Below are 21,325 nucleotides of genomic sequence, written 5' to 3'. Positions count from 1 at the left end.
CGACAACCGCCCGTCGGATCCGCTCGGAAGCCGAGTGGACCGGCTCCAGTTGTGCAGCGACCGAACCTCAGCCCGCCGTAACCGTCGTACGCACCGCGCCGTCCGGCCCCGCCACCAGCACCGGCGTCTCAGGCCCGCCGAGGTCCCGCACCGCGGCCCGGTCCTCGGGCGCCGCCTCCGCCGCCTCCGTCACGACCGCCGCCGCCTCCAGCGACCTGGCCCCCGAGGCCACCGCCATCGCCACGGCCGTCTGCAGCGCGCTCAGCTTCAGGGAGTCCAGCGCGACGGTCCCGGCGACATACGTCCGGCCGGTCTCGTCCCGTACGGCCGCCCCCTCGGGCACACCGTTGCGAGCCCGGGCGGAACGGGCCAGGGTGACGATCTTGCGGTCCTCGGGGTCGAGCGCGCTGTTGTCGGTCATGGGCTGAGCATACGTAGGGCCCGCCGTCCGGATCATGCCGCCCCGAACGACGGCCCTGGCGCCGCCCGCCCTACCCGGCCACGGGGTACATCGCCCCGCGCCGGCCCTCCGGCGAGGCCAGCCACTCCAGTTTCGCCGCGGTGTTCGCCTCGTCCAGCGGCGTGTGCAGCACGATCGACAGATCCGGCCGCACCGGCATCTGCATCACGCTCGACTCCAGGCACAGCAGCCCGACCAGCGGATGGTCCAGCTCCTTGCGGATCTGCCCGGCGTCCTCGATGTCCCGCCGCTGCCACAGCTCGACGAACTCCGCACTGGACGCCTTCGCCTCGGCCAGCACCGCCTGGAACCCCTCGTCGTCGGGGGAGGCCGAGCACAGCGCGCGGAACTGCGCGACGACCGTACCGGCGTTCTCGTCCCAGTTCTTGGCCCGCGCCCGGTACAGCGGATCGGTGAAGAACTCGATCAGACAGTTCCACCGCTTGCCGGCCCGCATACCGAGCACCGTCGCGGCCGCGTCGTTGTACATCACGCCGTTGTAGTACCGGTCCATGATGTGCGCCGGATACGGCATCCACGCGTCGATCAGCCGCCGCAGCCCGTCGCACATGTGCTCCTTCTCGGGCGCCACTTCGGCCATCGGCGGATTCAGCCCGGCCAGCAGATACAGATGCCGCCGCTCGGCGTTGCTCAGCCGCAGCACCCGGCCCACCGAGTCCAGCACCTGCGGCGACACGGAGATCTCCCGCCCCTGCTCCAGCCACTGGTACCAGGAGGCACCCACTCCGGCGAGCACGGCGACCTCCTCGCGCCGCAGCCCCGGCGTACGGCGCCGCGCGCCACCGTCCGGCAGCCCCGCCTCGCCCGGGGACACCCGGGCCCGCCTGCTCATCAGGAACTCGCGCAGCTCGCGCCGCCGATGACTCTTCAGCGTGTCCATGGACACGGACGGATCCCCCTCATCCCGTTGGCCGGCGACGCCACTTGCCTGGTGGTGCCACCACCAGCACAACTTCCCGCTCCCCACGGCTATTCCGACGCCAGCAGTCTCTTACCCATGGCGATCGACTCCATCAGTCCCACCACCAGTCCCACCACGACCCCCGACCCACCGCTCGACACCCCCCGGACGACCCCCCGGCTGTCGACGCGCGACAAACTCGTCCTGTTCGTCCTGTGCGCCGCCCAGTTCATGGTCGCGCTCGACTTCTCCGTCCTGAACGTCGCCCTCCCCGTCCTCGGCGCCGACCTCGGCATGAGCACATCGGCGCTGCAGTGGGCGGTCACGGCGTTCGCGCTGCCCTCCGGCGGCTTCCTGCTCCTCTTCGGCCGCATCGGCGACCTCTACGGCCGCCGCAAGCTGTTCCTCACCGGCCTCGCCCTGTTCGCCGCCGCCTCGGTGCTGGCGACGTTCGCCTGGGACCCGGCGTCGTTCCTCGCCGGACGCGCGCTGCAGGGCCTCGGCGCGGCGGTCATCGTCCCGACGGGCATGTCGCTGCTGACGACCACCTTCGCCGAGGGACCCGCCCGGGACCGCGCCCTCGGTATCTCCGGCACGCTGATGTCCCTCGGCTTCACCATCGGCATGGTCGCGGGCGGCGTCCTGACCGACACGTTCGGCTGGCGCTCCACCATGGGCCTGCTCGCGGTCTTCGCGCTGATCGTGCTGCCGCTCGCGCCCGGCCTGCTGCCCGAGTCCCGCACCCCCGACCGCCCGCAGCTCGACGTCCCGGGCGCGATCACCGTCACCGGCGGTCTGCTGTCTCTGATCTACGCCCTGACCACGGCCGCCGACCACGGCTTCGCCCGCGCCGATGTCATCGCGGCCCTGATCGCGGGCCTCGCGCTCCTGGCCGCCTTCGTGATCGTCGAGTCCCGCACCGCCGCACCGCTCGTCTCCCTGCCCATGCTGCGCCGCCGCACGGTGGCGTGGGGCAACCTGGGCGGGCTGGTCACCTTCTCGATGATGTCGACGGTGATCTTCGTGCTCACCCTGTACTTCCAGGAGACCCTGAACCTGGCGGCCTGGCAGACCGGCCTGGTCTTCGGCGTCCAGGGTGTCATGTCGGTGTTCGCGGGCGCGCTCACCCCGAGGTTCATCAGCCGCTTCGGCGCCCGCCGCACCCTGGTGGTCTCGCTCACGGGTCAGGGCGCCTTCATCGCGGCCCTGCTGTTCCTCGACGCCCAGACCTGGTCCGTCTGGCTCGCCACGGCCGCCGTCTCGCTGGCGAGCATGTTCCACCTGGGCGCGATCATCTCCTACGGCCTGACGGTCACCTCCGGTGTCCCCGACGAGGAACAGGGCCTGGCCACCGGCCTGGTCACCTCGACCCAGCAGATCGGCCTCACGGTCGGCATCCCCCTGCTCGGCGTCCTCGCCACGACCGCCGACGACCTGCTCTCCGGCACCCGTACCGTCATGGCCCTCAACGCGGCGATCGTGCTGGCCGCAGCGGCCCTGATCGCCCTCGGCCTGCGCACCCGGCGCCCGGCGTCGGGCTCAGGGGCGGTCGAGGCGGAGGCGGTCGGCTCGCGGTAGACCCGCCACGACAAGGTCGTACGAGTCCTCGATGAGCTCCCGGACCAGGCGGTCCGGGAGCTTGCCGTCCACCGTGACGGTGTTCCAATGCCGCTTGTTCATGTGGTAGCCGGGAGTGATCAGCCCCTCGTGCTCGTCGCGGAGCCGCACCGCGTCCTCCGGGTCGCATTTGAGGTTGACCTTGAGGGGGCGGGTGTCGATCCAGCTCAGGGCGAACATCTTGCCCAGCACCTTGAAGACCGAGATCTCCGGGGCGAAGGGGAAGTCCTCCACGGCCGAGTTGAAGGACAGACAGAAGTTCCGCAGCTCTTGAGGGGTCACTCGGGGATCACTCCGGCTTCGTCTCCTCCGGTGAGAGCTCGGCGGGGCCCACCGGCTCCACGAGCACGGTCACGATCTTGTTCCGGCGGCCGGCCGCCGCCTCCGCCGTCAGGCGCAGCTCACGGCCGTCGGGCAGTACGACCTGCGACGACGCCCCGGCGATCGGGACCCGGCCGAGCGCCTTCGCCAGCAGTCCGCCGACGGTCTCCACGTCCTCGTCGTCGTACTCGTCGAGGCCGTACAGCTCGCCCAGGTCGGTGATGTCCAGGCGGGCGGTGACCCGGTAGCGGTCCTCGCCCAGCTCCTCCACCGGCGGCAGTTCACGGTCGTACTCGTCGGTGATCTCGCCGACGATCTCCTCAAGGATGTCCTCGATGGTGACGATGCCGGCGGTGCCGCCGTACTCGTCGATCACGACGGCGACGTGATTGCGCTCCTTCTGCATCTCGCGCAGCAGATCACCGGCGTTCTTGGTGTCGGGCACGAAGAACGCGGGCCGCATCGCCGTCGACACCAGCTCGCTCTCCGCGTCCCGGGAGATGTGCGTCTTGCGGGTCAGGTCCTTGAGATACACCATCCCGACCACGTCGTCCTCGCTCTCCCCGACCACCGGGATACGCGAGAACCCGGACCGCAGGGCGAGGGTGAGTGCCTGGCGGATGGTCTTGTACCGCTCGATGACGACCAGGTCGGTCCGCGGGACCATCACCTCGCGCACCAGCGTGTCGCCCAGCTCGAAGATCGAGTGCACCATCCGGCGCTCCTCGTCCTCGATCAGCGACTCCTTCTCGGCGAGGTCGACCATCGCCCGCAGCTCCGCCTCGGAGGCGAACGGGCCCCGGCGGAAGCCCTTGCCGGGCGTCAGCGCGTTACCGATGAGGATCAGCAGCGGCGGGATCGGCCCCATGACGCGGGCCAGCGGCAACAGGACGTACGCCGCCGCGGTCGCCGTGTTCAGCGGATGCTGGCGCCCGATGGTGCGCGGGGAGACACCGACGGCGACGTACGACACGAGGACCATGACCGCTATCGCGACCAGCAGGGCCTGGGTGGTGCTGTCGAACTCCTGCAGGCTGGCGTAGGTGACCAGCGCGGCGGCGGCCATCTCGCAGGCCACGCGCACCAGCAGCGCCACGTTCAGATAGCGCGTCGGGTCGGCGGCGACCAGCGCGAGCTTCTCGCTGCCGCGCCGCCCGCTGCGTACGGCCTCCTCGGCGCGGAAGCTGGAGACGCGCGCCAGGCCCGCCTCCGCGCAGGCGGCGAGCCAGGCCACGACCACGAGGGCGATCGCCCCGGCGATGAGAGGGAGGCTCATGACACGGTCGGCGCGGGGGAGGGCCCGGTCAGGCCCTTCTCCGTACGCCAGCCGTCCACGATGGCGGCCTGCAGACCGAACATCTCGGCCTTCTCGTCGGGCTCCTCGTGGTCGTACCCGAGCAGATGCAGCACACCGTGGACGGTGAGCAGCTGGAGCTCCTCGTCCATGGTGTGCTGCGTGGGCGCCTCGGTCCCCTGCTTCGCGGCGACTTCGGGGCACAGCACGATGTCACCGAGGAGCCCCTGCGGAGGCTCGTCGTCGTCCTTGGACGGCGGCCGCAGCTCGTCCATCGGGAAGGACATGACATCCGTGGGCCCCGGCAGGTCCATCCACTGGATGTGGAGCTGCTCCATGGCGTCGGCGTCCACGACGATCACCGAGAGCTCGGAGAGCGGGTGGATGCGCATCCGCGCGAGTGCGTAGCGGGCGATGTCGAGGATCGCCTGCTCGTCGACCTCGGTTCCGGACTCGTTGTTGACGTCGATCGACATGGTCGCGCTGTGTCTCTACTTCCCCTTGTGCCCGGCCTTGCCGCCGCGGCTCTTGTGCGAGCCGTTCTGGGTGCCGTGCTTGCTGTCGTACAACTCGTACGCGTCGACGATACGGCCGACCAGCTTGTGCCGGACGACATCGTGGGACGACAGCCGGGAGAAGTGGACGTCGTCGACGCCGTCCAGGATGTCCTGCACCTGCCGCAGACCGGACTTGGTGCCGTCCGGGAGGTCGACCTGGGTCACGTCACCGGTGATGACTATCTTCGAGTCGAAGCCGAGACGGGTGAGGAACATCTTCATCTGCTCGGGGCTGGTGTTCTGGGCCTCGTCCAGGATGATGAAGGCGTCGTTCAGCGTCCGGCCCCGCATGTACGCGAGCGGCGCGACCTCGATGGTCCCGGCGGCCATCAGCCGGGGGATCGAGTCCGGGTCGAGCATGTCGTGCAGCGCGTCGTACAGCGGCCGCAGATACGGGTCGATCTTCTCGTAGAGCGTGCCCGGCAGGAAGCCGAGCCGCTCGCCCGCCTCCACCGCGGGGCGGGTCAGGATGATGCGGTTGACCTGCTTGGACTGCAGGGCCTGCACCGCCTTGGCCATGGCGAGATAGGTCTTGCCGGTACCGGCGGGGCCGATGCCGAAGACGATCGTGTGCTTGTCGATCGCGTCGACGTACCGCTTCTGGTTGAGGGTCTTGGGGCGGATCGTGCGGCCGCGGGAGGAGAGGATGTTCTGGGTGAGCACCTCGGCCGGGGTCTCTTCCGGCCCCTCCCCGTTCTCACTGGCCCTGAGCATGGCGATCGAGCGTTCCACTGCGTCCTCCGTCATCGGTTGCCCGGTGCGGAGCACCAGCATCATCTCGTCGAACAGGCGCTGGACAAGGGCGACTTCATGGCTGTCACCGACCGCGCTTATCTCATTGCCCCGGACATGGATGTCGGTCGCCGGGAAGGCCTTCTCGATCACGCGCAGGAGGGAGTCGCCGGACCCCAGGACGGTCACCATGGGGTGCTGGGCGGGGACGGTGAACTGCGCTCGTGCCTGTCCCTGCGCGGGGGTATGAGCTGTGGGTGTCTGAGTCATGGGCCGGCTCGTAGGCCTTGCTCGTCCTCCTCGAAACGACTCGTCCGCCACAGGGGCGGCCTGGTGATTTCCAGGGTACGCCGGGGGACTGACAAGGCCGTAGGCCTTTTCCCCGGGGAGGTTTTCACGTGGGCGCGGTGCTGTTCACCGCCGGTGCGCCGCCCGTCACGGCCGGTGCGCCACGCGTGTTCAGCGGCACAGGTCGTCGCCGAGACGGGTGCGGGCGTACCGGACCATCCGGCCGCTGCGGGCGCGGCTGAGCAGACCGGCGTCGTAGAGGACGGCGAGGTGCTGGCTGACGGCGCCCGGGGTGACGCCGAGCCGGTGCGCCAGCTCGGTCGTGGAGGCCGGTTCGGCGAGCAGCAGGAGCAGCCGGGCCCGGGGACGGCCGAGGAGGCGGACCAGGGCCCGGTCGCTGACCGGGGGCGGTTCCTCGGAGAGGGTGGCGCGGCCGCGGGCCGGATAGTGCAGCACCGGGGGCAGGGCGGGGTCGATGTTGGTGGTGGCGCCCCGGGCGAACAGGGTGGGGATCAGGACCATGGCGCGGCCTGCGATCCGCACGTCCGCGTCCGGCCAGTGGGAGCCCACGGGGGGTGTCAGCCGCAGGATGTCGCCGGTCCAGGTCAGGCGAGGGTCCAGGCCCTTGAAGAGCGCGGCCGAGCCCTGTTCCGCGAGCACGCGCGAGTGGTGGGACAGATCGGACTCCAGCACGGTCTGTGCCCTGGGCCACCAGTCCGGAGCCAGACAGTCGTGCCAGTAGCCGTCGAGCGCGGCGGTCACCCGGTTCAGCAGCTTCTCGGGGCGCGCCAGTCCACGGGCCACGACCCGTGGCAGGGGTCCGCCCTTGCCGCAGGTCCGGCGGAAGCCGTCGTCCACCACGTCGGCGGGGGTGGCCCGCACCCGGTCCAGCTCGTCGGCGAAGGCGGGGCGTACCCGGGCGGGACGCGGGGTGAGGAAGTCCGCGATCCAGTTGCCGGGCATGACGAGTGCCTCCAGGAGCTCGGTGTCCTGGCGTTCGTAGGCCGGGCGCAGCCGCCGCAGCCAGGGCCGCTGGTGGGGGAACCGCGCCGGATCGTGCCAGCAGCGCAGCGAGAACACCGCCTCCTGCAGCGGGGAGTACGCGAAGGACGTGGTGGCCAGGTCGCCGATGGCGAAGTGGAACTCGATCATTTGAGCGCCACGCTAAATCATTGTCGGGTGCGTCTCCGCGCCGGTTGAGATGTCGGCATGAGCACAACACCCGCCACCTCGGCGTCACACCGCGACGACGGCACGACGACCGAGCCGCGCCCCGACGCCCCCTCCGCCCGCCCGCCCCGGCTGCTGCCCGCCGACCCGACCCTGCGCCGTGCCGGTCTGCTGGTGCTGCTCAACGCCCTGGGCAACGGGCTCTACTTCCCGCTGGGCGTCCTGTACTTCACCCGGATCGTCGGGCTGGACGCGACCGCGGTCGGGCTCGGGATGACGGTCGCGGGGCTGGTCGGTGTGGCGGCCGGGGTGCCGGCCGGGCGGGCCGCCGACCGCTGGGGTGCCCGCCGGGTGGGCTCATGGCTGTGGGGCGCCTGCGGGGTGGCGACGGCCTCCTACACGCTGGTGCACTCGTACGCCGGGTTCCTGGCCGCGGTGATCTGCGGGACCGGGCTGCAGATGGCGAGTCGCGGGGTGCAGGGCGCGATCTACGCCGATGTGCTGCCCGCAAAGACCCGGGTGGAGGCGCGCGCGTATCTGCGGACGGTCACGAACGTGGCGATGGGCGTGGGCGGCGGGTTCGGCGCGATCGTGCTCCAACTCGACACGCGGGGCGCCTATGTGACCGTCATCCTGATCAACGCGGTGACGTTCTGGGCGCCCGCGCTGATGGTGCGGCGGCTCCCGGTCGCGCCGCACGTCCTGGAGCGGACGGCGGACCGGGCCGGGGCGACGCCGGTGGACCGCTGGCGTGCGGTGCGCGACCGGCCGTATCTGACGGTGACCGTGCTGAACGCGGTGCTGGCCGTGCAGTACACGCTGGCCGAGGTAGGCCTGCCGCTGTGGATCGTGGAGCGCACCGAGGCGCCGCGCTGGACGGCGGCCCTGCTCGCGATCGTCAACTGCGTCCTGGTCGCCGTGCTCCAGGTGCGCGTCGCCCGCCGGGCCTCTCAAGTCCCCAGCGCCGTACGGGCGATGGGATGGGCGGGGCTGCTGCTCGGGGCGGCCTGTGCGGTGTACGCGCTGTCGGCGGGGCTGTCACCGGTGTGGGCGGTGCTCGCGCTGACGGCCGGCGCGGTGGTGCAGGTCCTCGCCGAGGTGCTGTCGGCGGCGGGCGGCTGGACCCTCGGCTACGAGCTCGCCGACGCCCGCCTCCACGGCGTGTACCAGGGCGTCTTCGGCGCCGGCATGTCCGCCGGGATGATGGCCGGCCCGGCACTGGTCACCGTCACCGCGATCCAGCACGGCACGACCGGCTGGGCGGTGCTCGGCGTGCTCTTCGCCGCAGCCGGCCTGGCGATCGCCCCCGCCGTACGCCGGGCCCGCCGGGACGCCGACTGGCGCGGCGACCGAGCGTAGGCCCCGGCCCCCGGCCTCCCAGCCCCCGGCCTCAGAAGCCGAGGCGACGGAGCTGCTTGGGGTCGCGCTGCCAGTCCTTCGCGACCTTGACGTGCAGGTCCAGGAACACCGGTGTGCCCAGCAGGGCCTCGATCTGCCTGCGGGACTTGATGCCGACCTCCTTCAGGCGCTTGCCCTTGGGGCCGATGATGATGCCCTTCTGGCTGGGGCGCTCGATGTAGACGAAGGCGTGGATGTCGAGGAGCGGCTTGTCGGCGGGGCGGTCCTCGCGGGGGAGCATCTCCTCGACGACGACGGCGATGGAGTGCGGCAGCTCGTCGCGGACGCCCTCCAGCGCGGCCTCGCGGATCAGCTCCGCGATCATCACCTGCTCCGGCTCGTCGGTGAGATCACCCTCGGGGTAGAGGGCCGGACCCTCCGGCAGCAGCGGGACGATCAGGTCGGCCAGCAGGTCCACCTGCTTGTCGCCGACCGCCGAGACGGGCACGATCTCGGCCCACTCGAAGCCGAGCTCCTTGCCGAGCTGGTCGATCGCGATGAGCTGCTCGGCGAGCGTCTTGCTGTCCACCAGGTCGGTCTTGGTGACGATCGCGATCTTCGGCGTCTTCTTGATGGACGCCAGTTCCTTCGCGATGAAGCGGTCACCCGGGCCCAGCTTCTCGTTCGCCGGCAGACAGAAACCGATCACGTCGACCTCGGCCCACGTCGTCCGCACGACGTCGTTGAGCCGCTGGCCGAGCAGGGTGCGCGGCTTGTGCAGCCCCGGGGTGTCCACCAGGATCAGCTGGGCGTCCGGCCGGTGCACGATGCCCCGCACGGTGTGCCGGGTCGTCTGCGGCTGGTTGGCGGTGATCGCCACCTTCTGCCCGACCAGTGCGTTCGTGAGCGTGGACTTGCCCGCGTTGGGGCGGCCCACGAAGCAGGCGAAGCCGGCGCGGTGGGCGGCCTCGGCCGACTCCTCGGATGACTGGGTACGAACGCTCATGGCGCCCATTCTCCCTGATCCACAGAGCCCCGCCGCACACGCGCCCGACCGCACCCCACCCGGTGAGCTTCCGGAAACCCCCACGCAACGAAACGTCACCGAAACACACCCGTACGCGACCGGAAACGCGAACCCGTGAACCTCTGACGAGCCCCCACACCGTTGGAGACAACCGTGCCCCTCGCCGCCGCAAGCGTCGACACCGGCGACACCGCCTGGCTGCTCGCCGCCACCGCCCTCGTCCTGCTGATGACCCCGGGCCTGGCCCTGTTCTACGGCGGCATGGTCCGCACGAAGAGCGTCCTCAACATGCTGATGATGAGCTTCGTGTCCATCGCGCTCGTCACTGTCGTGTGGCTGGCCTGCGGCTACTCCCTCGCCTTCGGGGACGACATCGCCGGCGGTCTCATCGGCGGCCTCCACCACGCAGGCATGGCCGGGCTCGGGCCGGACAGCGTCCAGGGCACCGTCCCCACCCTCCTCTTCGCCACCTTCCAGCTCACCTTCGCGATCATCACCGCCGCCCTCGTCAGCGGTGCCGTCGCCGACCGGGCCAGGTTCGGGGCGTGGCTCGTGTTCGTGCCGGTGTGGGCGCTGCTCGTATACGTTCCCGTCGCCCACTGGACCTGGGGCCCCGGCGGCTGGATCCTCGACCGTCTCGGCGCCCTCGACTTCGCCGGCGGTCTCCCCGTCGAGATCACCTCCGGTGCCTCCGGCCTCGCCCTGTGCCTGGTCCTCGGCCCGCGGCTCGGGTTCAAGAAGGACGCGATGCGGCCGCACAACCTGCCGATGGTCGTGCTCGGCGCCGGTCTGCTCTGGTTCGGCTGGTTCGGCTTCAACGCCGGATCCGCGCTCGGCGCCAACGGCCTGGCCGCCGCCGTCTTCCTCAACACCCTCGCCGCCGGCTGCACCGGCCTGCTCGGCTGGCTCTTCGTCGAGCACAAGCGCGACGGCCACCCCACCACGCTGGGCGCGGCCTCCGGCGCGGTCGCCGGACTCGTCGCCATCACACCGTCCTGCGGCTCGGTCTCCCTGCTCGGCGCGCTCGTCATCGGCCTCGCCGCCGGCGTCGTCTGCTCGTACGCCGTGAGCTGGAAGTTCAGGTTCAACTACGACGACTCCCTGGACGTCGTCGGCGTCCACCTGGTCGGCGGTGTCATCGGCACCCTGCTGATCGGTGTCTTCGCGACGGCCACCATGACGGGCGGGGCCGAGGGCCTGCTGCACGGCGGCGGGTTCGCCCAGCTCGGCAAGCAGCTGGTGGCGATCGTGGCCGTGGCGGCGTACGCCTTCCTCGTCACCTACGGCATCGGCAAGGTCATCGACAGGGCCATGGGCTTCCGGGCGAGCGAGGACGAGGAGCACACCGGCCTGGACCTTACGGTGCACGCCGAGACCGCCTACGATCACGGGGTCCTGGGGCACGGCGCCCCGGTCACGTCATCCCTCTCCACCTCCGTCCCCGCCGCGCAGAAGGTCAAGAAGCAGGCATGAAGCTGATCACCGCCATCGTCAAGCCGTACCGGCTCGACGAGGTCAAGACCGCCCTCCAGGAGATCGGTGTGCACGGTCTGACCGTGACCGAGGCGAGCGGCTACGGCCGTCAGCGCGGCCACACCGAGGTGTACCGGGGCGCGGAGTACCAGGTCGACCTGGTGCCGAAGGTCCGCATCGAGGTCGTCGTCGAGGACGAGGCCGCCGACGACGTCATCGACGCCATCGTGAAGGCCGCCCAGACCGGCAAGATCGGCGACGGCAAGGTCTGGGCGCTGCCGGTCGACACGGTCGTACGGGTACGCACGGGCGAGCGCGGCCCCGACGCGCTGTAAGCAGTAGCGGCGCCGGGACCGCGCTCCCTCAGTGCTTCACCGGGTGCGTGGCACGCCGCCTCAGTCGAACACGAACGGGCCCGGCGACTGCGGCCCGGTCGCCGTACACGTGATGGTGATGCCGAAGACGGTCATCGTCAGCGAGCCGCCGAAGGCCTCCAGGCTGTCCCCGGAGGCCACGGTGCCGCTGAGCGGGCCGACCTGGACGGGGTCGCCGGCGGCCATCGCCGGGTTCTCCGTGCCGGAGAAGGCGACGGTGCCGCCGCTCGCCTTCACCAGGGTGAGCGTCGAGGCGATCGAGTCCTCCGACAGCGCGATCGGCGCGGTGATCGCGGAGGAGTTGACGGTCATCGTGGCGGCGGTGCCGTTCTGGGTCGCCGTGAGGGTGGCCGCGCCACCGCCGAAGCTGCCGCAGTCGGCGGTGATCGTCGCGCTGCCGGGGGCGACGGCGAAGGCGGCGGGCGCGAAGGCCAGTCCGGTGACCGCGAGGGCCCCGGCGGCCAGCGCCGCACCTGCTCCGATACGCGTACGTCTCATGGGGGTTCGCTCCCTTTGGGGGTGGGGGAATTCCTGCCTGTGGGGGTGGGGACTGTTCGGCAGGTGGGTGCGGACACACTGCATGAAGAACTGAGCTGGAACGAGCGGGATCTGACGGGCCGTCGGAACCGCCGTTTCCATTGATGCGCGTGGGGCGCGGGTCGGCAAGGGTGATTTCCGGCCTCAACTACTCATGGGTCAACTACCGAACGCTGGGCGACATGTCCTGCAGGCCCACCACGCGCAGGAGTTGCAGGCGCTCGTGGGCCTCCGTCCCCGGGCGGGCCGAGTGGACGACCAGCAGGTGGTGGTGCTCGTGGCTGACCATGACCTCGCAGTCCAGCTCCAGCAGGCCGACCACGGGATGCAGGAAGCGCTTCGTCGCCCGGTCGCGCTGCGACACCTCGTGCTCGTCCCACAGCCGCGCGAACTCCTCGCTGGACGCCCGGAGTTCGGTGACCAGCGCGGCCGGCTCCGGGTCGTCGGGGCGGGCCGCGGCCACCGCGCGCAGGGTCGCCACCTGGGTGCGCGCGTGGCCCGCGAGGTCCTCCCGCGGGAAGAGCGTGCGCGCGGACGGGTCCAGGAAGAAGCGGCGGATCAGGTTGCGCTCACGGCGCGGGCGGGACATCACGTCGCCCACCAGGGCCCTGGCCATCGCGTTCTGGGCCAGCACCTCACCGCAGTCGTTCACCACCTGCGCCGGGGTGTCGTGCAGGCGGTCCAGGATCAGCAGCAGTCCGGGACGGACATGCTCCGACGCCGTCTCGCGCCGTGGTGGCTCCTCGCCGGCCAGATGGAACAGATGGTCCTGCTCCACGGCGGTCAGACGCAGCGCGCGGGCCAGGGCCGTCAGCATCTGGCGGGACGGGCGGGGGCCGCGGGACTGCTCAAGCCGGGTGTAGTAGTCGACCGACATGCCGGCCAGCTGCGCCACCTCCTCGCGGCGCAGGCCCGGTGTGCGACGCCGGGGGCCCGGCGTCAGACCCACGTCCGACGGGGTCAGCCGGGCACGGCCACGGCGCAGGAAGTCGGCGAGTTCGGCTCGGTTCACCTCTCCAGCCTGCGGCAGCCCGGCTGCCTTATCCAGGGACTGTCGATCCCCTGATCAACGGGTCTCTCCCGCCCGCACCTGCTCCGTCCCAGGGTGGTCGGTGACGAGAGGAGCAGATCATGCTGACGTTGGTGACGGGTACGACGGGACAGGTCGGCCGGCGCTTCGTACCGAGGCTGCTGGCGCAGGCCAGGCCGGGGGAGCCGGTGCGGGTGCTGGTGCGGGACCCGGCGCGGGGCGAGCCGTTCGCGGAGCTGGGCGCCGAGGTCGTGGTCGGCGATCTGCGGGACGCCGACGTGCTCGGCAAGGCGGTCGCCGGGGTCGACGCCGTGGTGAACGTCGCGGCCTCCTTCCGCGGGGTGCCCGACGAGGAGGCGTGGGCCGTCAACCGGGACGCGGCCGTGGAGCTGGGCCGGGCCGCGCTGGCCTCCGGGGTGCGGCGCTTCGTGCAGGTCAGCACGGGTCTGGTGTACGGCGTCGGCCGGGGCCGCCCGCTGACCGAGGAGGACGAGACCCGGCCCGGCGGGGCGATGTGGGGTGCCTATCCCGAGTCCAAGGCACAGGCCGAGCGGGAGCTGCTCGCGCTGGAGGGCCTGGAGGTACGGGTGGGCCGGCTTCCCTTCGTCTACGGCGAGGGTGATCCGCATCTTGCCCAGTCGCTGATGTGGGCGGGGGGCTGGGCGGCGACCCAGCGGCTGCATATGGGCCATCATGCGGATGTCGCCCAGGGGTTGCTGCGGATCCTGCATGCGCAGGGGGGCGCGGGGCGGATCTACAACATCGCCGATGACGCGCCCGTGACGGCGGTCGAGCTGCACCAGCTGAACGGGGTCGAGATCCCGGAGGAGCTGTACGGCCGGACGGACCCCGACCCGTGGCTGGCGATCACTTCCACGGACCGGATTCGTCGGGAGCTGGGGTATCGGCCGGTGTATCCGTCGGTCTACGCGGCGAGGGACGCGGGAGCGCTCTAGCGGAGTGCCGCGAGGGGTGGTCGGGCGTCTGCGGGTTCGTTGTGGCTGGTCGCGCCCACGCGGCGGTAGCCGCAAATCGACACAGCCCCGCGCCCCTGAGGGCGGCCTAGTCGACGCCTCTTATACGTCCCACCAGCACCGCCCCCGCCAACCCGATCACCGCGGCTACGGCGTACAGCACCCGGTACCCGCCCAGATGGGTGACGATCGGGGCGGCCAGGGCCGGGGCCGCGACCTGGGGCAGGGCGTTGGCCACGTTGATGATGCCGAGGTCCTTGCCGCGGTCCTTCGCCTTCGGCAGGACGTCGGTCATCAGGGCGAAGTCGACCGACATGAACACGCCCAGGGCCACGCCCAGCAGTGCCGCCACGACGATCGCGCCCGGCCAGGTCTGCCAGACGGCCAGCAGGGCGGTGGCCGCCGCCATCAGTACCCCGGACCACCTCACGAAGGGCTTGCGGCGGCCCACCCGGTCCGACCAGACGCCGCCCACCACGACCGTCGCCAGCAGCGCCACGCTGTCCACCGCGGTCAGGATCAGCACGCCCTGCTCGGGGTCGTCGTGGTGGAGGCGGTCCCGCAGGTAGTAGAGGAGGTAGAGGATCACCAGCGCGTTGCTGAGGTTGATCAGGAAGCGGGTCAGCCAGGCCCAGCCGAAGTCCGGATAGCGGCGCGGGCTCAGCCAGAAGCCGCGGGCGAAGGAGCGCCAGGACCAGGCCGGGCGGTCGGTGACCGCCAGCCCGAGATCCCGGTAGCGGAGTACGTACGGCAGCACCCCCGCCATCGCGAACACCGCGCACGCCGCATACCCCGCCGCGATCCCGCCCGTCGCGGTCGCCAGACCCGTACCGGCGACCGCCCCGAGGATCTGGGCCGCCCCCAACCAGCCGCCCACCGCGCCCCGTTGGAGCCGCGGCACCCGGTCCGGTACGGCCGCCGTGACCGCCGCGAAGGCCGCGTTCAGGGTCAGCTGGACCAGGCACCAGCCCAGCGCCATCGTCCACAGCCCGTCCGCGCCCGCGAGCAGCAGCAGCGACAGGGCGCCGCCCGCCGCACCGGCCACGATCCACGGCGTACGGCGCCCCCAGCGGGCCGTGGTGCGGTCCGACAGCGCGCCGAAGAACGGGTTGGCCGCCAGCGACACGGCCGCGCCCACGCCGGTCACCCACGCCAGCAGCGTCTCCTTCGACATCCCGGTGCCGGGTGCGAAGTCCTCCGCCTGCTGGGCCAGGAGGATCTGCAGCGGGCCGTACCAGCCCACCCAGATCGCCACGTTGGCCAGCGAGAGCGCCGACGTCCAGCCCTTGCCGACCCGGTCCGTGGGCTCGGCGAGGGCGTCGGCCGTCATCTCTGGGCCCGCAGCACGTCCCGCAGCCAGCCGTACGACGCCTTGGGCGTCCGGGTCAGCGTCTCGTAGTCCACGTGGACGAGCCCGAACCGGCGCTCGTACCCCTCCGCCCACTCGAAGTTGTCGAGCAGCGACCAGACGAAGTAGCCGCGGACGTCCACCCCCGCCTCCACCGCCTTGTGCAGGGCGCGGATGTGGCCGTCCAGGTAGGCGATCCGCTGCTGGTCGTCTACGCCCTCGTACGAGCAGCCGTTCTCGGTGATGACGACGGGCGGGAGCCGGTCGCCGTAGCGGTCGCGGAAGCCGGTGAGCAGTTCAGTGAGGCCCTCGGGGACCACCGGCCAGCCGAAGTCCGTCGTCGGTACGCCCTCGATCTCCCGTACCGAGAAGGGCAGTTCGGCCGGCATGCTCACCCCGCCGAACTCGATCTCGGTGCCCTGCGGGGCGCCCACGCGGGTCGGCGCGTAGTAGTTGATGCCGTAGAAGTCGAGGGGCTCCCCGATGACCTTCAGGTCCGCCTCGACGTCTCCCGGCATCAACTCGGCGATGCCGTCCGGGTACCGGCCCAGCAGCAGTGGGTCGGCGAACAGGCGGTTGAGGAGCAGGTCGTAGAAGTCCGCCGCCTCCAGGTCCGGCTGTTCCCGCGAGGCCGGCCAGGTCGGGCCGTGCGAGTTGGCGACGCCGATGTCCGTCGCGCCGGCCGCGCGCAGGGCCCGTACCGCGAGGCCGTGGGCCAGCAGCTGGTGGTGGGCGACCGGGAGGGCGTCGAAGAGGAGCCGGCGGCCGGGGGCGTGGGTGCCGAGGGCGTGGCCCAGGAGGGTGTGCTCGGCGGGTTCGTTGAGGGTGATCCACTTGCTGACGCGGTCGCCCAGACGCTCGGCGACCACGGACACGTACTCGGCGAACCGGGCGGCCGTGTCCCGGTCCAGCCAGTCCAGCGTGAGGGGCAGATCCCAGTGGAAGAGGGTCGGCACCGGGCGTACGCCCGCCGCGCACAGCTCGTCCACCAGACGGTCGTAGAAGTCGAGGCCCTTCGGCGCGTTCACCCGCGGCCAGGAGATCGAGAAGCGGTACGCGTCCACGCCCAGATCGGCGAGCAGGGCCACGTCCTCGGCGTAGCGGTGGTAGTGGTCGCAGGCCACCGCCGCGGTGGAGCCGTCCTTCACCTTTCCCGGCTCGGCCGTGAAGGCGTCCCACACGGACCGCTCGCGCTCGTCCGCCGCACCCTCGATCTGGTGGGCCGAGGTCGAGACGCCCCACAGGAAGTCCGCCGGGAACCGGGGTATCGGATTGGTCGCACCGCGCTCATCGATCGCCATGCGCCGGATCATCCGTACCGGCGGTAACAGAAGTCAACGCTCCGGCGTGAACTGCCCGTTACGCTCCTTCCTTCAGCACCCTGGAGATCAGCTTGCGCTGCTCGTCGGTGAGCCGGGGATCCGAGCAGTACACCGTCTCGCCGTCGACGGTGATCTGGTAGCTGAAGCCGTCCGGAACCCCGATCGGAGGCGTGCCCCGGCCGGACGCGACCGCGCGCTCGGCCAGGGCCTGCCACTCCTGGGCGTCGGGCCGCCCCGAGGTGTCCACCTCGGCGTGCCGCTCGATGCCCGCGAATCCACCCGTGCGCCGTACCTGAATACGCATGGGTCCCTGTCTAGTACGTACTTACTGGATCCGCACCCCGACCTGCTCCCAGGCCTTCTCCACGGCCCGCAGCTCCTCGCCGCCGTCGCTGAACCGCTCGCGCGCGGCCTTGAGGGTCAGCTTGGCGAAGTCGCTGAACATGGCCCGCTCCGACAGCTCGCCGCCGGTCAGGACGTCGTACCAGATCTGTCCGGCCTTCTCCCAGGCGTGGCCGCCGAGGGCGGTCGCGGCCAGGTAGAAGGCATGGTTCGGGATGCCGGAGTTGATGTGGACACCGCCGTTGTCGCGGCCGGTGCGGACGTAGTCGTCCATGGTCGCGGGCTGCGGGTCCTTGCCGAGGACGTCGTCGTCGTACGCGCTGCCCGGCTCCTTCATGGAGCGCAGGGCCTTGCCGGAGACGCTGGGCGCGAGCAGGCCGGCGCCGATCAGCCAGTCGGCCTCGGCGGCGGTCTGGCCGAGCGTGTACTGCTTGATGAGCGAGCCGAAGACATCCGACATCGACTCGTTCAGCGCGCCCGGCTGGCCGTAGTACGTGAGGTTGGCCGTGTACTGGGTGACGCCGTGGGTGAGCTCGTGGCCGATGACGTCGATCGGGATGGTGAAGTCGACGAAGATCTCGCCGTCACCGTCGCCGAACACCATCTGCTCGCCGTTCCAGAAGGCGTTGTTGTAGTTCTCGTCGTAGTGGACGGTGGCGTCCAGCGGCAGGCCGTCGCCGTCGATGGAGTGCCGGGCGTAGGCCTTGAGGTAGAGGTCGAAGGTGGCGCCGAGGCCGGAGTGGGCGCGGTTGACCGTGGCGTCCTGGCCGGGCTCGTCGCCCTCGCCGCGGACCTTCCTGCCGGGCAGGGCGGTCCGGTGCTCGGCGTCGTAGATGGTGCGCAGCGGCTGGTCCGCCGGTGCCTTCGCCGCCGGGGCGGCCGCGAGGGCGAACTCGGTCGTGACACGGCGCCTGCCGCGCAGCTCGCTGTCGCGCATCAGGGTCCGGCGAGCCGGGCCGGAGAGTGCGGGGTCGTCGTTCCGGGCCAGCTTGTCGAGGACGTGTGGCGGTACGACGGTGCAGAAGACGGGCTCGAAGCCCCCGTGTGTCGTCATGCCGGGCACACTTGCACTGGGTTATGCCCTTGTCACTACCCGCAACCATGATTGGTGAAATATACGGACAGCGAGCCGCACGCTCAGTGACGAAGTGGTATGGCACACTTTTTGTCCGATTCGTCCCTCGGGTCCCGCATACTGATACGACGCCCCGCACGGGGGGTGGCTCGGCTAGCATGCTGCGCATCATGCGTTTCGGGCTGCTTCTTCTTAGCTGCCGCGGCGAGGGCCTGTAGTCCAGGTCGACTCCCTCCCCGCGGAGCTTCGCGTTGCGTCGTCGGCCGTCCTTCCGGACATCCTGAGGAGCCCCGCAGACATGGCGAACCGCCAGCAGCCCAGCACCATGCCGATCCACAAGTACGGCCGTTACGAGCAGGTCGACATCCCGGACCGCACCTGGCCGGACAACCGCGTCACCGTCGCCCCCCGCTGGCTCTCCACCGACCTGCGCGACGGGAACCAGGCCCTGATCGACCCGATGTCGCCCGAGCGCAAGCGCCGGATGTTCGACCAGCTGGTCAAGATGGGCTACAAGGAGATCGAGGTCGGCTTCCCGGCGTCCGGGCAGACGGACTTCGATTTCGTACGGTCGATCATCGAGGAGCCGGGCGCGATCCCGGACGACGTCACCATCTCCGTACTGACCCAGGCCCGCGAGGACCTGATCGAGCGGACCGTCGAGTCCCTGAAGGGCGCCAGGCGGGCGACCGTCCATCTGTACAACGCCACCGCGCCGGTCTTCCGCCGGGTCGTCTTCCGCGGCTCCAAGGACGACATCAAGCAGATCGCCGTCGACGGCACGCGGCTGGTCATGGAGTACGCCGAGAAGCTGCTGGGTCCGGAGACCGAGTTCGGCTACCAGTACAGCCCGGAGATCTTCACCGACACCGAGCTGGACTTCGCGCTGGAGGTCTGCGAGGCGGTGATGGACGTCTACCAGCCGGGTCCGGGCCGCGAGATCATCCTCAACCTGCCCGCCACCGTGGAGCGTTCGACGCCGTCCACGCACGCGGACCGGTTCGAGTGGATGAGCCGCAACCTGTCGCGCCGTGAGCACGTCTGCATCTCCGTCCACCCGCACAACGACCGCGGTACGGCCGTCGCCGCCGCCGAGCTGGCGCTGATGGCCGGCGCCGACCGCGTCGAGGGCTGTCTGTTCGGACAGGGCGAGCGCACCGGCAACGTCGACCTGGTCACCCTGGGCATGAACCTGTTCTCCCAGGGCGTCGACCCGCAGATCGACTTCTCCGACATCGACGAGATCCGTCGTACGTGGGAGTACTGCAACCAGATGGAGGTCCACCCGCGCCACCCGTACGTGGGCGACCTGGTCTACACGTCCTTCTCCGGCTCCCACCAGGACGCCATCAAGAAGGGCTTCGACGCGATGGAGGCCGACGCGGCGGCGAAGGGCGTCACCGTCGACGACATCGAGTGGGCGGTCCCGTACCTGCCGATCGACCCGAAGGACGTCGGCCGCTCCTACGAGGCCGTCATCCGCGTCAACTCGCAGTCCGGCAAGGGCGGTATCGCGTACGTCCTGAAGAACGACCACAAGCTGGAGCTGCCGCGCCGGATGCAGATCGAGTTCTCGAAGATCATCCAGGCGAAGACGGACGCCGAGGGCGGCGAGGTCACCGGCGGGGACATCTGGTCGGTCTTCCAGGACGAGTACCTGCCGAACCCCGAGAACCCGTGGGGTCGGATCCAGGTCAAGAACGGTCAGTCGACGACGGACACGGACGGTGTGGACACGCTGAAGGTGGAGGCCACGGTCGATGGCGCCGACACCGTGCTGGCGGGTACCGGCAACGGTCCGATCTCGGCCTTCTTCGACGCGCTGGCGAAGATCGACATCGACGCCCGGCTGCTGGACTACCAGGAGCACACGATGAGCGAGGGCGCGTCCGCGCAGGCCGCGTCGTACATCGAGTGTGCGATCGACGGCAAGGTGCTGTGGGGGATCGGGATCGATGCGAACACGACGCGAGCTTCGCTGAAGGCGGTCGTGTCTGCCGTCAACCGGGCTGCTCGCTGACGGTTCTCTCCGCTGGGGGAGGGGCGCGACCACGGAAATGCCGCGATATGCCGTCGGTCGGCTGCGGCGCCGTCGTGGCTGGTCGCGCAGTTCCCCGCGCCCCTTGAGGTTGCCCCGCTCACCGTTTCTCGGTGGGCGGGGTCCGGCTGTTTTCGGCCATTGATCCGTGCAGGTCACGGAAAGGTCTCGTCCGGGGTGCTGACTCTGCGTCCGGGATGTGGCTAACATCACGCAAGCGCGGCGATGTTGCCGCGGCCTTACGGAGGTGCGACGTGCTGCCAGGACGGGGACAAGACGGCCGTGCCGCCAGGCTTGCGCGCATCCTGGGCACCCGTATCGCGTGGTCGGCCGTCGGCGACGGCGAGTTCTTCTGCCCCGGCTGCGGGGGTGATCGTAACTACCAGCGGTTGACGGGACACCGTCGTTTCACCCTGCTCGGGGTGCCGGTGCTGCCCCGGGGTGAGACCGCCCCCGTCGTGGAGTGCGCGGCCTGCCGGCGTCACTTCGGCACCGATGTCCTCGACCACCCGACCACCACCCGCTTCTCCGCGATGCTCCGCGACGCCGTCCACACCGTCGCCCTGGCGGTACTGGCGGCGGGCGGCACCTGTGCCCGTACGGCGCTGGAGACCGCGGCGGCCACAGTGCGCGCGGCCGGGTTCGACGACTGTACGGAGGAACAGCTGAACGCCCTCGTCGAGGCGCTGGCGGCCGACACCGGGCGGGTCTTCTCCGAGCCCTGCGGTGCCGGGCTGGCCATAGAGCTGCACGAGGCACTGGACCCGCTCGCCCCGCACCTCGCTCCGGCCGGCCGCGAGTCCATCCTGCTGCAGGGCGCCCGGATCGCGCTGGCCGACGGCCCGTACACACCCGCCGAGCGCGACGCCCTGTCGACGGTCGGCGCCGCCCTCACCATCTGCGCCGACGACGTGACCCGGCTGCTGGCCGCGGCGGCGCGTACCCCGTCGTAGGGATCAGCCGGGTGATTCCCCGAAGACAGGACCGGGGGGCGCGGAGGGACCCAAAAACGGGCCCCCGGGGGGGGGGGGGGGCGCCCGGGGGGGAGAGACAAAAAACCACCCCCCACCCAACCCCCAAACGCAG

General features: G+C 70.9%; 21 protein-coding genes. 7 read left to right on the top strand and 14 right to left on the bottom strand.

Annotated elements, in window-relative coordinates:
• Window positions 1-67: 67 nt before the first annotated feature.
• Both ACFWYS_RS33710 and ACFWYS_RS33705 read right to left on the bottom strand, forming a co-directional pair.
• Complete coding sequence (locus ACFWYS_RS33710; protein ID WP_384776948.1) at window positions 68-421, bottom strand: cytidine deaminase; 354 nt, start codon at window positions 419-421, stop codon at window positions 68-70.
• A gap of 70 nt (window positions 422-491) precedes the next feature.
• Window positions 492-1,361, bottom strand: a complete 870-nt coding sequence (locus tag ACFWYS_RS33705) for a helix-turn-helix transcriptional regulator (RefSeq protein ID WP_384776945.1) — start codon at window positions 1,359-1,361, stop codon at window positions 492-494.
• Window positions 1,362-1,478: 117 nt separating this feature from the next.
• Between ACFWYS_RS33705 and ACFWYS_RS33700 the strand changes: the two genes are divergently transcribed.
• Window positions 1,479-2,960: an MFS transporter gene (locus ACFWYS_RS33700; protein ID WP_384776942.1), complete on the top strand. Its 1,482-nt coding sequence runs from the start codon at window positions 1,479-1,481 to the stop codon at window positions 2,958-2,960.
• Here ACFWYS_RS33700 and ACFWYS_RS33695 read toward each other — a convergent pair.
• From ACFWYS_RS33695 to ACFWYS_RS33675, 5 genes are all read right to left on the bottom strand, one after another.
• Complete coding sequence (locus tag ACFWYS_RS33695; RefSeq protein ID WP_384776939.1) at window positions 2,922-3,281, bottom strand: MmcQ/YjbR family DNA-binding protein; 360 nt, start codon at window positions 3,279-3,281, stop codon at window positions 2,922-2,924. The two genes, ACFWYS_RS33700 and ACFWYS_RS33695, sit on opposite strands and share 39 nt — an antisense overlap.
• Before the next feature lie 7 nt (window positions 3,282-3,288).
• Window positions 3,289-4,596: a hemolysin family protein gene (locus ACFWYS_RS33690; RefSeq protein WP_384776937.1), complete on the bottom strand. Its 1,308-nt coding sequence runs from the start codon at window positions 4,594-4,596 to the stop codon at window positions 3,289-3,291.
• Window positions 4,593-5,090 (bottom strand): rRNA maturation RNase YbeY, encoded by a 498-nt coding sequence (gene ybeY / locus ACFWYS_RS33685; RefSeq protein WP_384776936.1) that lies wholly within the window; start codon window positions 5,088-5,090, stop codon window positions 4,593-4,595. Before ybeY ends, ACFWYS_RS33690 begins: the two co-directional genes overlap by 4 nt.
• Before the next feature lie 15 nt (window positions 5,091-5,105).
• Window positions 5,106-6,173, bottom strand: coding sequence for a PhoH family protein (locus ACFWYS_RS33680; RefSeq protein WP_384776934.1), 1,068 nt, complete (start codon window positions 6,171-6,173; stop codon window positions 5,106-5,108).
• Between the two features lie 189 nt (window positions 6,174-6,362).
• Entirely contained in the window at window positions 6,363-7,343 is a 981-nt protein-coding gene (locus ACFWYS_RS33675) for an ArsR family transcriptional regulator (RefSeq protein WP_384776932.1), read from the bottom strand.
• 57 nt (window positions 7,344-7,400) lie between these two features.
• Here ACFWYS_RS33675 and ACFWYS_RS33670 point away from each other — a divergent pair, with 57 nt between their 5' ends.
• Entirely contained in the window at window positions 7,401-8,720 is a 1,320-nt protein-coding gene (locus ACFWYS_RS33670) for an MFS transporter (protein WP_384776930.1), read from the top strand.
• A 31-nt stretch (window positions 8,721-8,751) separates the two neighbouring features.
• Here ACFWYS_RS33670 and era read toward each other — a convergent pair whose 3' ends face one another.
• The gene (gene era, locus ACFWYS_RS33665) at window positions 8,752-9,714 is read right to left on the bottom strand and encodes a GTPase Era (RefSeq protein ID WP_272113118.1); all 963 of its coding nucleotides are present in this window, start codon (window positions 9,712-9,714) and stop codon (window positions 8,752-8,754) included.
• A 165-nt stretch (window positions 9,715-9,879) separates the two neighbouring features.
• On the opposite strand from era, the gene ACFWYS_RS33660 reads away from it, so the two are divergent.
• The gene (locus tag ACFWYS_RS33660) at window positions 9,880-11,199 is read left to right on the top strand and encodes an ammonium transporter (protein WP_384776928.1); all 1,320 of its coding nucleotides are present in this window, start codon (window positions 9,880-9,882) and stop codon (window positions 11,197-11,199) included.
• On the top strand, window positions 11,196-11,534 hold the full coding sequence (locus tag ACFWYS_RS33655) for a P-II family nitrogen regulator (RefSeq protein ID WP_384776926.1): 339 nt from the start codon (window positions 11,196-11,198) through the stop codon (window positions 11,532-11,534). Before ACFWYS_RS33660 ends, ACFWYS_RS33655 begins: the two co-directional genes overlap by 4 nt.
• Window positions 11,535-11,594: 60 nt before the next feature.
• Here the strand turns inward: ACFWYS_RS33655 and ACFWYS_RS33650 are convergent, their stop codons facing one another.
• Window positions 11,595-12,071, bottom strand: coding sequence for a hypothetical protein (locus tag ACFWYS_RS33650; RefSeq protein WP_384776924.1), 477 nt, complete (start codon window positions 12,069-12,071; stop codon window positions 11,595-11,597).
• Between the two features lie 202 nt (window positions 12,072-12,273).
• Window positions 12,274-13,122: a helix-turn-helix transcriptional regulator gene (locus ACFWYS_RS33645; protein ID WP_384776922.1), complete on the bottom strand. Its 849-nt coding sequence runs from the start codon at window positions 13,120-13,122 to the stop codon at window positions 12,274-12,276.
• A 119-nt stretch (window positions 13,123-13,241) separates the two neighbouring features.
• Here ACFWYS_RS33645 and ACFWYS_RS33640 point away from each other — a divergent pair, with 119 nt between their 5' ends.
• On the top strand, window positions 13,242-14,096 hold the full coding sequence (locus ACFWYS_RS33640; RefSeq protein ID WP_384776920.1) for an NAD-dependent epimerase/dehydratase family protein: 855 nt from the start codon (window positions 13,242-13,244) through the stop codon (window positions 14,094-14,096).
• A gap of 106 nt (window positions 14,097-14,202) precedes the next feature.
• Here ACFWYS_RS33640 and ACFWYS_RS33635 read toward each other — a convergent pair whose 3' ends face one another.
• Genes ACFWYS_RS33635 through ACFWYS_RS33620 form a run of 4 tightly spaced genes read right to left on the bottom strand, consistent with a single transcriptional unit; the run spans window position 14,203 to window position 18,180 of the window.
• Window positions 14,203-15,444: an MFS transporter gene (locus ACFWYS_RS33635; protein ID WP_384776918.1), complete on the bottom strand. Its 1,242-nt coding sequence runs from the start codon at window positions 15,442-15,444 to the stop codon at window positions 14,203-14,205.
• Window positions 15,441-16,775 carry a GH1 family beta-glucosidase gene (locus tag ACFWYS_RS33630; RefSeq protein WP_384776916.1) on the bottom strand — a complete coding sequence of 445 codons (1,335 nt, stop codon included), beginning with the start codon at window positions 16,773-16,775 and terminating at the stop codon, window positions 15,441-15,443. Before ACFWYS_RS33630 ends, ACFWYS_RS33635 begins: the two co-directional genes overlap by 4 nt.
• Before the next feature lie 46 nt (window positions 16,776-16,821).
• The gene (locus ACFWYS_RS33625) at window positions 16,822-17,088 is read right to left on the bottom strand and encodes a protealysin inhibitor emfourin (RefSeq protein ID WP_384776914.1); all 267 of its coding nucleotides are present in this window, start codon (window positions 17,086-17,088) and stop codon (window positions 16,822-16,824) included.
• Window positions 17,089-17,109: 21 nt separating this feature from the next.
• Window positions 17,110-18,180, bottom strand: a complete 1,071-nt coding sequence (locus ACFWYS_RS33620; RefSeq protein ID WP_384776912.1) for a M4 family metallopeptidase — start codon at window positions 18,178-18,180, stop codon at window positions 17,110-17,112.
• A gap of 319 nt (window positions 18,181-18,499) precedes the next feature.
• On the opposite strand from ACFWYS_RS33620, the gene leuA reads away from it, so the two are divergent.
• A complete protein-coding gene (leuA, locus tag ACFWYS_RS33615; RefSeq protein ID WP_384776910.1) occupies window positions 18,500-20,221 on the top strand; it encodes a 2-isopropylmalate synthase in 1,722 nt (573 codons plus the stop codon).
• A gap of 272 nt (window positions 20,222-20,493) precedes the next feature.
• On the top strand, window positions 20,494-21,192 hold the full coding sequence (locus ACFWYS_RS33610) for a TerB family tellurite resistance protein (RefSeq protein ID WP_384776908.1): 699 nt from the start codon (window positions 20,494-20,496) through the stop codon (window positions 21,190-21,192).
• Window positions 21,193-21,325 lie beyond the last annotated feature (133 nt).

It is taken from the genome of Streptomyces sp. NPDC059010, from assembly GCF_042740355.1.
In the GTDB taxonomy this organism is placed as follows: Bacteria; Actinomycetota; Actinomycetes; order Streptomycetales; family Streptomycetaceae; genus Streptomyces.
Note: the sequence above shows the minus strand (reverse complement) of the source record. Positions and strands in the feature narration are given on the sequence as shown.